Genomic DNA, 13,635 nt, shown 5'->3' with positions numbered 1-13,635 from the left:
CATGAGTAGCAAGAAACCTCTGGCGATTGTCGCCGGCGCGGGGGCTGGACTTGGCCAGTCCCTTCTCGCGCGGTTTCAGGCAGGTGGCATGACGACCATTGGTCTTGGACGGACGCGGCCGCAGGAAACGATCGCACCGTTTCATCAGGTCGATCTGTCCGATCCGAGTGTGGTTGCGCCAGTGATTTCCGAATTGATCGCTGCGCATGGTCCGCCGAAGATCGTGGTGCACAACACGGCTGAGCTGGTGATCGCACCATTCCCCGAAACCACATTGGAGGACTACCGGAGAACGTGGACATCAATGGTGCAGTCTCTGGTCGTGCTGGGGCAATGTGTTCTGCAACCGATGGTGCGCGGCAGTGGTGGCGCGTTGATCGTTTCCGGGGCCACAGCGTCACTGCGCGGCGGCCCGCGGTTTTCCGCTTTTGCGTCGGCTAAGTTCGCCTTGCGCGGGCTGACACAATCGCTGGCACGTGAATATCAACCGGCTGGCGTACATGTCTCGCACGTCATTCTGGACGGGATTATCGATACGCCCCGCTCGCGGGATTTGCACGCGCTGGATCCGTCGAAGATGATGAAACCGGACGAGATTGACGAGGCCTACTGGCAGTTGGCTCAACAACCGCAATCCACCTGGACCCATGAACTGGACCTGCGGCCGGCATCTGAGGGGTTCTGAGCGATGCAGACGCAAACTGTGATCATTGGCGCAGGCCTTTCTGGCCTCTGCCTTGCGCGACAGCTACAGGCACAAAACCATGACTACCTGCTGGTCGAAGCGCGGGATCGTCCGGGCGGACGTATCCTGACGGAAAGGCTGGAGGGTGGGTATTTCGACATGGGTCCGGCCTGGTTCTGGCCCGGACAGCCGCGTATTGCAGCGTTAGTAAAACGGCTCGGACTGGAGTGGTTCGAGCAATATTCAACAGGCGCGCTCAGCTTTGAAAACGAGATCGGGCAGGTCGAGCGCGATCGCGGGTTTGCCTCGATGCAAGGGTCTTATCGCCTGAAAGGTGGTCTGGGCGCCCTCATTGATGCGCTGGCCGCTGAGATACCGCAGAAGCGGCTTATCTTATCCGCGCCGATCGTCGGGTTAGAGAAGTCTGCGTCTGGGATCACCGCGACCGCTCAAACTGGGCAAGTCATCCATGCTCAGGAAGTCGTAATGGCCCTCCCTCCTCGCGTGGCGAGCAAGATCGCGTTCTCGCCTGCTCTATCTGATGAAGCTTTGGCGGCGATGACCGGGATCGCAACATGGATGGCTGGACAGGCCAAAGCCATTGCTGTCTATGATACCCCGTTCTGGCGCACGGCCGGGCTGTCCGGTGACGCGATGAGCCGCAGGGGACCGATGGTGGAAATACACGACGCATCCCCTGCCGAGGGCGGACCTTACGCGTTGTTCGGCTTTATCGGCTTGCCCCCCCGCGTCCGCAGCAACGAAGAACGGCTGCGGCAGGCGCTTAAAGAGCAACTGGCCCGGCTGTTCGGCACGGAAGCTGCGGAGCCAAAGGCACTTAATGTTAAAGACTGGGCTTTTGACCCGTTCACCTCTATCGAAGCGGATCATCGGCCGTCATACGCTCACCATCAATACGGGCTGCCTCATGCGATGACCCGCATTTGGGATGGCGGACTGATCTTTAGCGGGACCGAGGTTGCGCCACAGTTCGGGGGCTATATCGAAGGCGCCCTGGAGGCTGCGGACAACGCGCTGGCCCTGATCATGACGGAAAAGGTTTGAGCAAGTATGACAAGTGATACCAAAACTGCCCTTCTGGATGTTGCCGAACACGCCGCGCGGGCGCGCGGATTTGACGGGTTCAGCTATGCCGATCTGGCCGAGGCGGTGGGTATTCGCAAGGCGTCGATCCATTACCATTTCCCGACCAAAGCAGCGCTGTCGGCGGCACTCATGGATCGCTATCATGAGACCTTGCAAGCAGAGTGCAACCGCATCCGGTTAGAACACAAAACCGGGGCCGAGCAATTGCTGGCCCTGATCGACCTCTACCGGGATGCACTCAATGACGGGAAAACCTTGTGTCTCTGCGTGTCGCTCATCAGCAGCCGTGAAAGCCTTTCGGATGACGTTATCCAAAAGATCAGAAAATTCCGCGCCATGATGGTTACCCAAATCGAAGAGATCCTAAAGCTTGGCCAAGAGGACAAATCAATCACCGGCGTCACCGATCCTACCTCGGAGTCCCGCGCGGTACTGGCCCTTTTGGAGGGCGCGCATCTGACCGCGCGCGCAGAAGAGAATGTGAATACCTTCGATGAGGCTTTGGGCGTTTTAAAGTCCCGCTGTTGACCTTCGCCCCGACACATCGGATCGTTGCCGCAAGCAATTCATTTGATATTCGGAGCTTCCATTATGCCCAAAGTCATTCTGATCACCGGCACGTCAACCGGCCTTGGTGTTCAAATCGCCGTACAAGCAGCCCAAGCGGGCCATACTGTCTACGCTACTATGCGAAACCTCGCCAAGCGTGGCATCTTGGATGCGGCCGCCTCTGACGCTGGCGTCAATTTCTACGTGCTTGAGCTGGACGTGCAGAACAGCGCCAGCGTAAACGCCGCAGTCGATCAGATCATCGCGAACGAGGGGCGGATCGATAAGCTGATCAACAATGCGGGTGCCGGATTTATTCTTACAACCGAACAAGCCAGCGAAGAAGAGGTCGCCTGGGTCATGGATGTGAATTTCATGGGTGTCGTGCGCTGCACAAAAGCGGTGATGCCACACATGCGCGCAGCACGCTCGGGCCACGTCATCACAATCTCATCCGTAGGCGGCCTAGTGGGTCAGCCGTTCAACGAGATCTACTGCGCCGCAAAGTTCGCGGTTGAGGGGTACACTGAGGCTCTGGCCAGCTATGTCACGCCCAATTTCGGCGTCCATTTCTCAACGGTTGAACCGGGCGGTATTCAATCCGAGTTTGCGACCAATGTGCTGAAACATGTCGAGGACACGGGCGGGATGCTTGAGGATGAGTATCTACCTATTCTCCAGAAGTATATTGGCGGCGCTCAGGCGCGAATGGATGGCAGCGATATCTATCAAACTTCGGAACAAGTGGCATCAGTTGTCATGGGCGTGGTTGAAGCCTCTGACCCGCCGATCCGCGTTCGCACTTCAAACTGGGGTGAGGCGTTTACTCGCCTGAAAACCGAAGCAGACCCGGATGGAAAAAAGCAACAAGCAGCCGTGATTGAGCAGTTCCTACGCTAAAACCTTACTGGTGTAAGTCTGCTCGGAATGCGGCAGCCTTGCTGCAATTGCCACAGGTTTCCATGCTGCATCAACGGCGACGTCCGCTTTTTGCGATGTCGAGGAACACCAGCACGCGTCGATCATGCGTACAATCCCTGATCCTTTTCGGATCGGTTTCTGTCGGCAATGTCGTAAAGCTTTTCGCGACCAGCGCCATGAAAACCATTGTACGCGTAACGTCATTTCACTCTGTGATAGACCATTCAGCATCATCCAAATGTCGCCGTTTCTCGAATTGGTCTGGGGTATAAGCCAGACCGCTTAGAGAAAAGGTGCCTGCAGGCAATCGCGGCGTCCGACAATCCAATGATAACACCCCGCGGTGGGAGCTTTGCCTGATCCAACGCAGGGCCTTCGATCCGGTCGCCCGACAGACTCACCGTCGAACCCAACAATTTCGCACAGAATCATGAAAAAGCACTCACTCGTTTAGCCTTGCTGGGCGACACAATGAACACCGTCGCCCGGATAGAAAGTGCTGCCAGAGACTTCGGAGTAGAAGTGGTGATCTCGGATGCTGTCAGGGAACAACTGTCCGATGAAGTTAACAAAATGCTATCCCAACTTCCCGCCTACAATGCCCGCGGAAAAACCGATCAAATGGCGCTTTGGACCATCACTAAGTGATTTGCCATTGCAGAAGCTATCGAAATCTAAACACTTGGGCCGTTCGTGTGGACGGCTCAGACCTTCTATTGGCAAACAGTTCTCAACGCTGAATTGCGGCCCGACAGACCTTACTTTCGCCGCGGCCGCAACATCTGGTTCTTATAAACTCATGGTTTTCGGGCAACGCCGCCAATCGCAATAGCTTTCTAAAGGTGGAAACAAACCTGAATGCAGTCCATTCATTCAGGAATGTACTGTTACTGGTGATGTGACACAGATAGCGTTTCCACTTGCAAAGCTGAATGAACTAGAGCTTCAAGGTTTTTGCGCGACAACATAACGACTCTGGAGCATGGAGGCTTGATCGGAAGTATACAGGATATTGAAGCCTGCGCGCTCAATTTTCCTATCAAGCATCGACATAGACACGAAATTCACAAACGGGGCTTTCCCAAAAAACTGCATGATAGGTATCGCGACACGACTGATCATCGCATACTTGAACCCACCATTCTCAGGCGCACACACCGTTTTGGATATGAAAACCCCACCGGATTTTGTCAATTTGGCAATATGCTCTAGCGCTTGATCCAAATCAGGCAGGAGATGAAGCAGGTTATGCGCCAGAACCGCATCGTAACCACCTTCAACAGGATCGTGCTCGAGAACTTCGGCCACCTTGAAAGTGACATTCTTCAATCCTTCTTTAGCACGCTTCTCGTTGGCAATCTCGATCATGCCCGGAGCGAGATCCGAGGCGGTGATATGGTTGACATGCGGTGCAAGCAACAGCGCGGTTGAACCCGTCCCGCAACCGATTTCCAGTACACTGTCTTCTGCCTTTAGGTGCGACTTCGTACGTTCGAGTGTGTTCAGATACCCTTCCATGTTCCGGATTGGGTCCGCCGCATACTTTCGCGAGATTCTGCTCCAGAACGCGGCATCTTTGGACAAAGCAGCCATTTTATTACTCTCTTTCAAGTTTGTTGTCGCATCCCATACATCCATACACACATTTACTAAATTGCCATAATTCGCAGAAGTGTTATGCATAAATGCATGAACTGGAATGCCATCAATTTCGACTGGAATCAGGTACGGACCTTTCTTGCGACGGCTGAAGAAGGCTCGTTTTCCGCAGCGGCGCGCGTTCTCGAGCAAACTCAACCTACTGTCGGTCGTCAGGTTGCGGCGCTGGAATTGGCGCTTGGGATCACCCTGTTTGAAAGAGTTGGTAAATCGCTTAGTCTAACGACCGCTGGCGCCGAGCTTTTGTTGCATGTCAGAGAAATGGCGGATGTCGCGCACAGGATCTCCCTTACTGCTACAAGCCAGTCGCAAACTGTCGAAGGGCAAGTCAGGATCACCGCGTCAGATGTGATGTCTGCCTATCAGCTGCCGCCTATACTGAAAAAGATCCGACTGGCAGCACCGCGTCTTGAGATCGACGTCGTTGCTGCCAATGACTTACGAGACATACAGAGACGTGAGGCTGATATCGCCATCCGACATGTACGCCCGACGCAACCAGATCTGACCGCAAAGCTTGTTGCCGAGGCGACGGCACATTTTTACGCAGCACCTGCGTACCTTGATCAGTTGGGAAGGCCGAAAAATGAAAACGAGCTCGCAAAGTTGGATTTCGTGGGGTTTGGCGACATTGACACGATGATCGGTTTTCTCGATCCGGCGGGCGTTAAGGTCACTCGAAAGAGTTTCCGGATTGGCTCGCAAAGCGGAATTGTATCCTGGGAGCTGGTGCGCCAAGGGTTTGGCATCAGTGTAATGTCGGATGACGTGGCTGCCTTGACACCAGGTGTGGAGCGCGTGCTACCCGACCGAGAGCCGTTTAAGTTCCCGATTTGGCTGGCGACGCACTCGGAATTACATACTGCGCGAAGGATCAGGTTGGTGTTTGATCAACTTGCAGATCAACTGAGCACAGGGGCCATTAGGTAGTCCGGGAGTTCACCCTATGTCACAGGTCCAACCAACGCTTCACTTGCTTTGTGGTAAAGTCGCCTCAGGAAAATCAAGTCTGGCGGCGAAACTTGCGAATAGCGGCGGGGCGGTGCTCATTTCAGAAGATGAATGGCTTAGCGTCCTATTCGGCGACCAGATGAACTCCCTGCAGGATTATGTAAATTGCGCTTTGAAATTGCGGCCGGTCATGGGGCGGCACATCGCATCGTTGCTGAAGGCCGGGGTTTCTGTCATTCTCGACTTTCCGGCGAACACAATTGAAAACAGAGCCTGGATGCGCAAGCTGCTGGAAGAAACTGCTGCGACGCACCAGCTTCACTTTTTGGACTTGCCGGATGAGGTTTGTCTGCGCCGGCTGCACAAGCGCAACAGTGAAGGTGCGCATGCCTTTGCAGCAACGGAAGATCAATATTGGCGTTTGGCGAGGTATTTCGAGGCACCATCACCCGAAGAAGGTTTTAATGTCATAACTCACAATCGGTAGCGCCAGCCATTCAGTATTTCGCGGAGTCACTCAGATATTTTGGCCACCCACTCTGTATCGGTGAATGGCCAAATGCACTCAGGCAGCTTTCACTGTGTCTCAAATCCGAAGTTTACGCGACGACATGAGGTGCATGCCAGCTTTCGTTAGCCGCCCTTTGCTCGCGGCCCACAAACACAGCAGTCCAAGTACCATCTCTATCCCAAGAGCAGAAAGGATGCTGTCCGATGGTCGTCCATCAAGCATAATGCTGACCACGCGCCCCGCGGCAAAGGCGAAGAACACAGTGGCTCCAAGCCAAGCTGATGTCTGGGCCATCTTTTGGTATAGCGCTCCCGACAGAATGATCAGGCCAAGTGCAGCCAGATTGGCAGCAGGTGCGCGCAATTCGCTCATCAAGTTCGGTTGCGGCGAAATATCAATGCCGTAGCTGGAGTAAAAGGCCAGTGGGGCCAGCGTGATGATCAGCCCCAGGGTGGCTGCAACAAGACCCGCCAACCCCAGGACAAGCCTGCGTTTTACGTCAAACGTCATGATTGTGTTCCTTTGTCGTCAGACCGAATCATGCAGCTTGTGCCCAAGCGCCAGACTTTGCGGCTTCATCAGCAAAATCAGAGAAATCGCGCGGAGCTCTCCCCAAGGCACGTTGAACACCGTCCGCAGTGTTCGCATTGCGACCATCAAGCGTTTCCCTCGCTATGTCAGTAATCACGTCAGCAATCATCTCTCCGCTCGCGTTGATGATTTCCGCATGGAAGTCTTCAAACGAAATCGGCACATATTGCACGGTTCTGCCCATTGCGCGCGAAAGTTCGGCAGCCATTTCGGCAAATGTCATGAGACGCGGCCCTGTAACTTCATACAGCTCGCCAGTGTGTCCTTCCTCGGTCAAGGCGGCGGCGGCAACGTCGGCAATGTCGTCCACGTCGATAATCGGTTCACGCACGTCACCTGCGGGCATGGGCAACACACCGGCCATTACCGGCTCCAGCAATGCACCTTCAGAGTAGTTTTGCGCAAACCACGCCGCACGGACGATCGTAAAGGGCACACCGGAGTTCCGAACAACCCCTTCGGCACGTTCGGCATGAAATTCTCCGCGACCTGTTAACAGCACAAGTCGCTGCAGTCCTTTTTCTCGAGCCAATGCCGAAAAGGCCGCAACTTGCTCGACCGCGCCCGGAAAGGCGATGTCAGGAAAATAGGAAATATAGGCGGCAGAAACACCGTCCAGGATTGCGGGCCATGTCTGCGGTTTTTCCCAATCAAATGGGGTTTTGCTATTCCGCGATCCACGCCGAACTGCATGGCCCCTGTCTTCAAGGCGGGTCACGATACGTGATCCGGTTTTACCTGTTGCGCCAAGTACGAGAATGGTTTGCTGTGTCATCGGTCATCTCCGTAAAATCAGTCGATGACCCCAAAATAGGTAAGCACGAAGGACGAAGAAGTCTGCATCGTCCTAACTTTTTATCCATTCATCCAAATACTGTGGACAATTGGGGAGATATCGAACAGTCTGGTGCAGTGAGCCAGATCAACCCCCATATTCCCGACCCCCATGCAATGGCGCAGCCAATCGGTGATCCGCTTGGGGAAATTCTTCATCTTCTGAAACTGACGGGTACATTCTATTGCCAGTCGCGCATGTCTGCGCCTTGGGGCGTTTCTATACCGGGTTTCCCCGAAATACTGAGCTTTGCGGTCATTACGCACGGGCGTTGCTTTATGAGGGTCGGAGAAGATGTGCCGTTTGAAGTCGAGAAAGGCGACTTGGTTCTGATGACAAATGGCGCGCCAGTTGGGTTCTCCAGCTCAAAAGACACCCCACTTTTGAAACTGGAAGAACTGCCCATACGCAAGGTGACCGAGCTCTACGAAACGCTAGAGCACGGCGGCGGTGGAGCCGAGACCGGAATCATGTACGGGCTCGTCAGGATAGATCACGCGGCCAGCGGCATGTTGATGGCCTTGCTTCCCGACGTGCTGAAAATCGATCCGTGGGAAGAGGATGCAGGGAGCTGGCTACAAGCAACTTTGCAATTCATTGCAAGAGAGGCGCGTGAATTACGACCGGGCGGTGAAACAGTGATTACACGCTTGGCCGATGTGGTTGTCATCGAGGCTATTCGCCGATGGTTGAACAGTGCGCCCGACGCCAATCGAGGTTGGCTGAAAGCCGCCAGAGACCAACAGATTGGCCGCACCATTGTTTCCATTCATCGCGCACCTGCAGCAAACTGGACAGTCGAGTCTCTTGCACAGGTTGCAGGTATGTCCAGATCGGCATTTTCCGCACGGTTTACCGAACTCGTCGGTGTGCCGGCAATACAATACCTCGCAACTTGGCGAATGCATCTGGCGCGGGAACGATTAATTGCTACCGATCAACCAATCTCGCAAATCGTGGCTGAGATCGGGTACCTATCTGAACCTTCTTTTAACAAAGCATTCAAACGGGTTTTTAACATGCCTCCAGGGAAAGTCCGCAAGCTGCAACATCAGTCACAAGGCGCTGTTTAGTCGAAAATAGACACGTCTTGCGAAAAGCGTATTTGCTTTGAGTCTAAACAGGTCGGCTTCAGGCTCGTTGCAGGCTTCAGCGCAGACGCAGCGCAAGCGCCTTCCCCATTCTCCACGATACATCCAACGGCCTAAACCGGGCCTTGCGCGGAGCGATCAGTTTCCGCGAGTGCAGCCCACATAGCGATCATCGATCCGGGACAGCACTGAGGAAAACGGTATCGTTTCGACTTGGTGAAAACCTTTCCAACACCCAATCATAGAGTTGATTATGCTGCCCGGAGACGTCATGGGCAGGCTTTTTGTCTCCCTATCAAAACACAAATGTCTCGCGGTGGCGTCTTGCTTCCTTAACGCCCAGCCCGTTGAGCGCCGCCTCCGTACTGGTCATCATAGCTTCAGGACCGCACATGTACACATCTCGCATTCCGAGATGCGCGACCGATTGAACGTCTTCGCTTTGCATGCGTCGCTCCTCAATCTTCAGCGGCTGGTCGCTGAAAGTCGCGTTCAGATCATCGCGTGCGGATTTCGCAGCCAATGCGTTTTTGCCTGCGCTTTGAAACGCGACAATACGTAGTGTCACCTGGTCCGAAACAGAGCTGTTTTTTTTCGCAAAGTGCTGCAGAACTGCAATGTCATCGTCCCGACCGGAAAACAGAAACACGATATCGATGGGCTGATCCTGCGGGTAAGCCTCTACCACTTGTTTGAGTCCGTCCCACATCACCATGAACGGGGTGATGCCAACGCCACCCGCGATCCAAAGCATCTTTGCTGGGAACTTTGGGGGGCTGCCCTCAGCCACTTCGGAAAAACAGGAAAAGCCCGCTCCGGTGCCCTTGAATTTAACTGGAAGATTGTACGTGATCAGCTTCTCCGCATTGTTGTGCAGGAGGTTGGATATCAGACCGCCTGGTTTGCGTTTGACCGTAACACTGATCCGATTGGTCGTGCGAAACGCGTTGTTCTCTTCGTCAAACTTTGGCGCTCCGGAAAGCGTCCATGTGCGGACGTAGTCCTCGTTCACAAGCTGAGGGTTTGTCTCGTTCATGTGGCTGTATCCGGCGTCCACCAGGTCGGAGAAGTCAAAGACGCCAAAGCCACCAGGCAATGGGGCATTGATTGCCTCAGACAACTCGAATTCGAAGGTACTGATTGTGCTGGACAGGGGTTTTGTAGCGATAAGCTTGGCGGTCAGCGGGATAGCGGCGTCGTGCGCCTTGATTGCATGCCCCATCTTCTCCAACTCTGCGCGCAAATATTTGACCGGCGGATTGTAGGGGGAGAGTTGCTCTTTTGATGCCAGCTTGAGGTTTAGGCCTCCACGCACAAAAACCGCGCCCGTTACCTTGATACGTGTCAGCAGGCTCACGCGCGGCATCAGCGCATCTGCGTCATCCCCAAGCAGATTTTCAGCATCCCCCGTAATGTAGAGGATCTCACCGGTTTCAAAGTCTGGAAAGACCAGCCCAACCTTCGGGTCCGTTTCGATATTGCCCAGCGACTGGTAGAAGCGATTGCCAGAATGATCGGGCAGAACCAAATAGGTCGTAACCCGCGCACCGTCGTTCTCCTCGTAGAGCCGGGTAAAGCCGGGCGCGCCGCCGCGATGATTGACGCCCATATCGGTCTGAGCGCCTGCAGTGGTGGCATCGCTTGTATGTTTTGTCGCCAAGAACAAGGTGCTGGCGCGCGCCACGACGGATTTGGCCTCATTCGACAGCACAGATGAGTGCACATCGAAGCCGTCATGGATAATTTCAGGGTTGCGTCGCGTGTGCCCTAAGGAACGGACTGTAATGTACTTTGGACAGTTCCCCAAGTGCTGATCGGACAACAGTTGTAACCTGATCTTCTCCTCGCCCTCGACATCTGCGGTACGTATGGAGCCCGCAATTTTGTTTCGTCGGCGGTTACCGAAATCGATCCCAACCCCGGCAAAGAGCCGCGCTTCAAGGCCCGATGCGGGATCCTGGCTCACAGCACGCACAAAGGGATCATGCGGATTGGTTTCCGCGACCACATGCGTGGTGTTCTGGCCCGCAACCTGAATGCCAACAGAAGGGTCGCTGTCTGATTGTGTAACCAGAAGGCTGACCCACGGACGCCCATTACGATCAAGAGTTGCGAGCGGCAAATAGGACAGACCCGCAAAGAAATCCGCATGCTGTTTCGGCATGTCGCTTTCGATGTAGTGCGGAATCCCATCGCTCACCTCTTTGGGAGTGTGACGCCGCTCTTGCAGCATCAACTCACCTCTGTGCGATTTATGTATCTGTGCCATCGCTTGATCCTTTCACCTGAGCCGCGCTAGAGCCCGAGATCGCTCAGACCGGGGTGGTCATCCGGACGGCGCCCCGGCGGCCAGCGGAACTTTCGATCCGCCTCTTGGATGGGGTGTTCATTGATGCTGGCGAACCGGCGTTCCATGTAGCCATCCTTGTCGAACTCCCAATTTTCATTGCCATAGGCCCGGAACCAGTTTCCGCCGTCATCGTGGTACTCATAGGCGTAGCGGACCGCGATGCGATTGCCGTCATGTGCCCAAAGCTCTTTGATCAGACGGTAGTCCAGTTCCTTGGCCCATTTCCGGGTCAAGAACTCCTCAATCTGATCGCGCCCTTGGGGAAACTCGATCCGGTTGCGCCACTTGCTGTCCGGCGTGTAGGCCAGCGCGACCTTGGCCGGATCCCGGCCGTTCCAGCCGTCCTCAGCCAGGCGCACCTTTTGAATGGCGGTTTCTTTTGAGAACGGTGGCAAAGGATGCCGTTGGGCTTCGGTCGCCATGGGTTTGCCCTTTCACTCTGCAACAAGACCAACAGCCGTCGCCGGCATCGCTTCAAAACCGGGCAAGGCCTCAAACCGAGCGAGCCAGGCACGGACATTCGGGTATGGCTCGAGAGAGACATTCCCCTCCGGCGCGTGTGCCGTATAGGAGTAGCTAGCCACGTCAGCGATGGTGGGCTGCTCGCCAACGAGCCAGTCGCGACCCGTGAGACCACGCTCCAGTTTCTGCATCGCTTTTTCCGCAGTCGCGGCTGCAAAGTTCGGGTCCAGCGGCGCGCCAAAGACGGTGATCAACCGCGCAGCGCAGGAACCAAACGCAATCTCTCCAGCCGCTAAAGTGAGCCAACGCTGCACATTTGCTTCTCCGACCGCATCACTTGGTATCCAATCAGGCGCATATGTCCGCGCAAGATAGACAAGAATCGCGTTCGAGTCGGACACAACAACCTCGCCATCCTCAAGGACGGGCACTTGCCCATTTGGGTTCATGGCAAGAAATTCAGGCGACTTATGCGCGCCAGCTGCTAGATCGACGGGAACAACCTCATGTGCAATCCCGGCAAGTTTCGCAAAGACCAAAGCGCGGTGTGCATGGCCAGATTTGGCGAAATGGTGAATACGAACAGCGTTGGACATGGGTTTCTCCGGTTGGTTGCAGGTGTTGAACAAGCAATACACATTGCGCTTCTTGATGATAATCTCCTATATTTGACGAACTTTAAGCCCTCAGAAGGCGCAATGGGATGGACAAGATAGACCGCATGCGGGCCTTTGCGCTGGTTGCAAAGAACATGTCGTTCACCGTCGCTGCGCAGCGCATGGGGCGGTCTGCGCGTTTGGTCAGTAAGTACGTCGCTGATCTGGAAAACGCGCTTGGTGTACAGCTGCTCAATCGCACGACCCGCAGCGTGTCGTTGACAGATGCGGGTGCAACATACCTGATGTTGTGCGAGCCGCTTCTCGACGGGTTCGACGAACTCGAAGACAGGGTCAGAAATGAGCAGGCGTCCCTTCGCGGTGTGATCCATATCTCGGCGCCAACGGGGTTTGGCGCATTGCGGTTGGTACCTTCGCTCGCCAAATTCGCTGAGAAACACCCCCATGTAGAGCTCGATCTGAAGTTTTCTGATCGCAGAGCGTCGATTGTTGAAGAAGGCCTCGACCTTGCTGTCAGGATTGGCCCAATGCGGGACAGCTCGCTCAAGGTTCGGCAATTGGGCCGCATGCCCTTGGTTGTCTGTGCCTCACCCACCTATTTGGAACGCGCAGGGCGCCCGGACCATCCCCGGGCACTGGCCAAACATGAGTGCATCCTCGATGGCAATATGACAGAGCCTACAGTGTGGAGGTTCGAGTTCGGCGGCCAAGAAGAGGCTGTCCAAGTGACTGGACGCTTCCGAATGAATGCTCCCGCTGCGTCGGCTCGCCTTGCTGAACAAGGCGCCGCCATCGCACGGTGCCCGGCATATACAGTCGCAGATGCCTTACGGTCCGGCGATCTGGTCGAGCTGTTTCCGGAGAACCGGGTGTCGCCATATGTCGTCGCTGCATTATTTCCACAGAACAGGCGCATTACAACTCGGGTGCGCGCGCTTCTGGATCACCTAGCAGGCGACACGACTTTATGTCCTGATGGAAAGCGCTGACGGCCCGTTGCAGACATTCGACGTGTATCCGAAGTTCTGCGCTAAGAGCGCTCAGCAGAAATTCGAGTGGGCACGAGTTCTAAACCCGTTTGGCATTCATGCAGACAGATGGAGGTTATTTGAATAATTCTATCATTCCGTCGGATCCAAGTAGGGAGCTGCCGCTGGCCGGTTTTTTCAGAGCATGCATGTGATCAAATTGCATCATACAAAAGACCAGTCCGAAATTCGTTAATATATCGTTAATCGGAACATCAAAAAGCCATCTTTTTTTTGCTGCTAACAAATACGCGGAGGTTTTCGCGCAAAAAAGTTGC

15 protein-coding genes are annotated in these 13,635 nt (G+C 54.9%); 9 read left to right on the top strand and 6 right to left on the bottom strand.

What is annotated here, in order from left to right:
* Position 1 precedes the first annotated feature (1 nt).
* The 5 genes from ACR0NM_RS02315 (at position 2) to ACR0NM_RS02295 (ending at position 3,910) form a co-directional block, all read left to right on the top strand.
* The gene (locus ACR0NM_RS02315; RefSeq protein WP_480613044.1) at positions 2-685 is read left to right on the top strand and encodes an SDR family NAD(P)-dependent oxidoreductase; all 684 of its coding nucleotides are present in this window, start codon (positions 2-4) and stop codon (positions 683-685) included.
* A 3-nt stretch (positions 686-688) separates the two neighbouring features.
* Positions 689-1,750: a flavin monoamine oxidase family protein gene (locus ACR0NM_RS02310; protein WP_480613042.1), complete on the top strand. Its 1,062-nt coding sequence runs from the start codon at positions 689-691 to the stop codon at positions 1,748-1,750.
* A gap of 6 nt (positions 1,751-1,756) precedes the next feature.
* On the top strand, positions 1,757-2,320 hold the full coding sequence (locus tag ACR0NM_RS02305; protein ID WP_480613040.1) for a TetR/AcrR family transcriptional regulator: 564 nt from the start codon (positions 1,757-1,759) through the stop codon (positions 2,318-2,320).
* 63 nt (positions 2,321-2,383) lie between these two features.
* Positions 2,384-3,241: an SDR family oxidoreductase gene (locus tag ACR0NM_RS02300; protein WP_480613038.1), complete on the top strand. Its 858-nt coding sequence runs from the start codon at positions 2,384-2,386 to the stop codon at positions 3,239-3,241.
* Positions 3,242-3,733: 492 nt separating this feature from the next.
* Entirely contained in the window at positions 3,734-3,910 is a 177-nt protein-coding gene (locus tag ACR0NM_RS02295; RefSeq protein WP_223117796.1) for a hypothetical protein, read from the top strand.
* A gap of 297 nt (positions 3,911-4,207) precedes the next feature.
* Here the strand turns inward: ACR0NM_RS02295 and ACR0NM_RS02290 are convergent, their stop codons facing one another.
* Positions 4,208-4,900: a class I SAM-dependent methyltransferase gene (locus ACR0NM_RS02290; protein WP_480613036.1), complete on the bottom strand. Its 693-nt coding sequence runs from the start codon at positions 4,898-4,900 to the stop codon at positions 4,208-4,210.
* 51 nt (positions 4,901-4,951) lie between these two features.
* On the opposite strand from ACR0NM_RS02290, the gene ACR0NM_RS02285 reads away from it, so the two are divergent.
* Together ACR0NM_RS02285 and ACR0NM_RS02280 are read left to right on the top strand one after the other, a co-directional pair.
* Entirely contained in the window at positions 4,952-5,851 is a 900-nt protein-coding gene (locus tag ACR0NM_RS02285; RefSeq protein WP_170508695.1) for a LysR family transcriptional regulator, read from the top strand.
* A gap of 16 nt (positions 5,852-5,867) precedes the next feature.
* Positions 5,868-6,359, top strand: coding sequence for a P-loop nucleotide/nucleoside kinase family protein (locus ACR0NM_RS02280; RefSeq protein WP_170399709.1), 492 nt, complete (start codon positions 5,868-5,870; stop codon positions 6,357-6,359).
* A 99-nt stretch (positions 6,360-6,458) separates the two neighbouring features.
* Here ACR0NM_RS02280 and ACR0NM_RS02275 read toward each other — a convergent pair whose 3' ends face one another.
* A complete protein-coding gene (locus ACR0NM_RS02275) occupies positions 6,459-6,893 on the bottom strand; it encodes a DUF4345 domain-containing protein (protein ID WP_170399705.1) in 435 nt (144 codons plus the stop codon).
* Between the two features lie 28 nt (positions 6,894-6,921).
* The gene (locus tag ACR0NM_RS02270) at positions 6,922-7,749 is read right to left on the bottom strand and encodes an NmrA family NAD(P)-binding protein (RefSeq protein WP_480613034.1); all 828 of its coding nucleotides are present in this window, start codon (positions 7,747-7,749) and stop codon (positions 6,922-6,924) included.
* Between ACR0NM_RS02270 and ACR0NM_RS02265 the strand changes: the two genes are divergently transcribed.
* Positions 7,743-8,882, top strand: coding sequence for an AraC family transcriptional regulator (locus tag ACR0NM_RS02265; protein WP_480613032.1), 1,140 nt, complete (start codon positions 7,743-7,745; stop codon positions 8,880-8,882). The two genes, ACR0NM_RS02270 and ACR0NM_RS02265, sit on opposite strands and share 7 nt — an antisense overlap.
* Positions 8,883-9,195: 313 nt before the next feature.
* Here ACR0NM_RS02265 and ACR0NM_RS02260 read toward each other — a convergent pair whose 3' ends face one another.
* From ACR0NM_RS02260 to ACR0NM_RS02250, 3 genes are read right to left on the bottom strand one after another with little or no spacing between them, the layout of a single operon-like run.
* Complete coding sequence (locus ACR0NM_RS02260; RefSeq protein ID WP_480613030.1) at positions 9,196-11,169, bottom strand: pyridoxamine 5'-phosphate oxidase family protein; 1,974 nt, start codon at positions 11,167-11,169, stop codon at positions 9,196-9,198.
* Between the two features lie 26 nt (positions 11,170-11,195).
* Complete coding sequence (locus ACR0NM_RS02255) at positions 11,196-11,672, bottom strand: nuclear transport factor 2 family protein (RefSeq protein WP_480613028.1); 477 nt, start codon at positions 11,670-11,672, stop codon at positions 11,196-11,198.
* A 12-nt stretch (positions 11,673-11,684) separates the two neighbouring features.
* Positions 11,685-12,308 (bottom strand): glutathione S-transferase family protein, encoded by a 624-nt coding sequence (locus ACR0NM_RS02250; RefSeq protein ID WP_480613026.1) that lies wholly within the window; start codon positions 12,306-12,308, stop codon positions 11,685-11,687.
* A gap of 107 nt (positions 12,309-12,415) precedes the next feature.
* On the opposite strand from ACR0NM_RS02250, the gene ACR0NM_RS02245 reads away from it, so the two are divergent.
* A complete protein-coding gene (locus ACR0NM_RS02245) occupies positions 12,416-13,318 on the top strand; it encodes a LysR family transcriptional regulator (protein WP_480613024.1) in 903 nt (300 codons plus the stop codon).
* Positions 13,319-13,635: the final 317 nt, after the last annotated feature.

It is taken from the genome of Ruegeria sp. AF2, assembly GCF_056542025.1.
The sequence above is the reverse complement of the archived record's forward strand: the minus strand, read 5'-3'. Positions and strand labels throughout refer to the sequence as shown.

What these genes read in the sequence shown, in the direction of transcription:
- ACR0NM_RS02315 (WP_480613044.1), top strand. Translation starts at nt 2, where the DNA reads ATGAGTAGCAAGAAACCTCTGGCGATTGTCGCCGGCGCGGGGGCTGGA.
- ACR0NM_RS02310 (WP_480613042.1), top strand. Translation starts at nt 689, where the DNA reads ATGCAGACGCAAACTGTGATCATTGGCGCAGGCCTTTCTGGCCTCTGC.
- ACR0NM_RS02305 (WP_480613040.1), top strand. Translation starts at nt 1,757, where the DNA reads ATGACAAGTGATACCAAAACTGCCCTTCTGGATGTTGCCGAACACGCC.
- ACR0NM_RS02300 (WP_480613038.1), top strand. Translation starts at nt 2,384, where the DNA reads ATGCCCAAAGTCATTCTGATCACCGGCACGTCAACCGGCCTTGGTGTT.
- ACR0NM_RS02295 (WP_223117796.1), top strand. Translation starts at nt 3,734, where the DNA reads ATGAACACCGTCGCCCGGATAGAAAGTGCTGCCAGAGACTTCGGAGTA.
- ACR0NM_RS02290 (WP_480613036.1), bottom strand. Translation starts at nt 4,900, where the DNA reads ATGGATGTATGGGATGCGACAACAAACTTGAAAGAGAGTAATAAAATG.
- ACR0NM_RS02285 (WP_170508695.1), top strand. Translation starts at nt 4,952, where the DNA reads ATGAACTGGAATGCCATCAATTTCGACTGGAATCAGGTACGGACCTTT.
- ACR0NM_RS02280 (WP_170399709.1), top strand. Translation starts at nt 5,868, where the DNA reads ATGTCACAGGTCCAACCAACGCTTCACTTGCTTTGTGGTAAAGTCGCC.
- ACR0NM_RS02275 (WP_170399705.1), bottom strand. Translation starts at nt 6,893, where the DNA reads ATGACGTTTGACGTAAAACGCAGGCTTGTCCTGGGGTTGGCGGGTCTT.
- ACR0NM_RS02270 (WP_480613034.1), bottom strand. Translation starts at nt 7,749, where the DNA reads ATGACACAGCAAACCATTCTCGTACTTGGCGCAACAGGTAAAACCGGA.
- ACR0NM_RS02260 (WP_480613030.1), bottom strand. Translation starts at nt 11,169, where the DNA reads ATGGCACAGATACATAAATCGCACAGAGGTGAGTTGATGCTGCAAGAG.
- ACR0NM_RS02255 (WP_480613028.1), bottom strand. Translation starts at nt 11,672, where the DNA reads ATGGCGACCGAAGCCCAACGGCATCCTTTGCCACCGTTCTCAAAAGAA.
- ACR0NM_RS02250 (WP_480613026.1), bottom strand. Translation starts at nt 12,308, where the DNA reads ATGTCCAACGCTGTTCGTATTCACCATTTCGCCAAATCTGGCCATGCA.
- ACR0NM_RS02245 (WP_480613024.1), top strand. Translation starts at nt 12,416, where the DNA reads ATGGACAAGATAGACCGCATGCGGGCCTTTGCGCTGGTTGCAAAGAAC.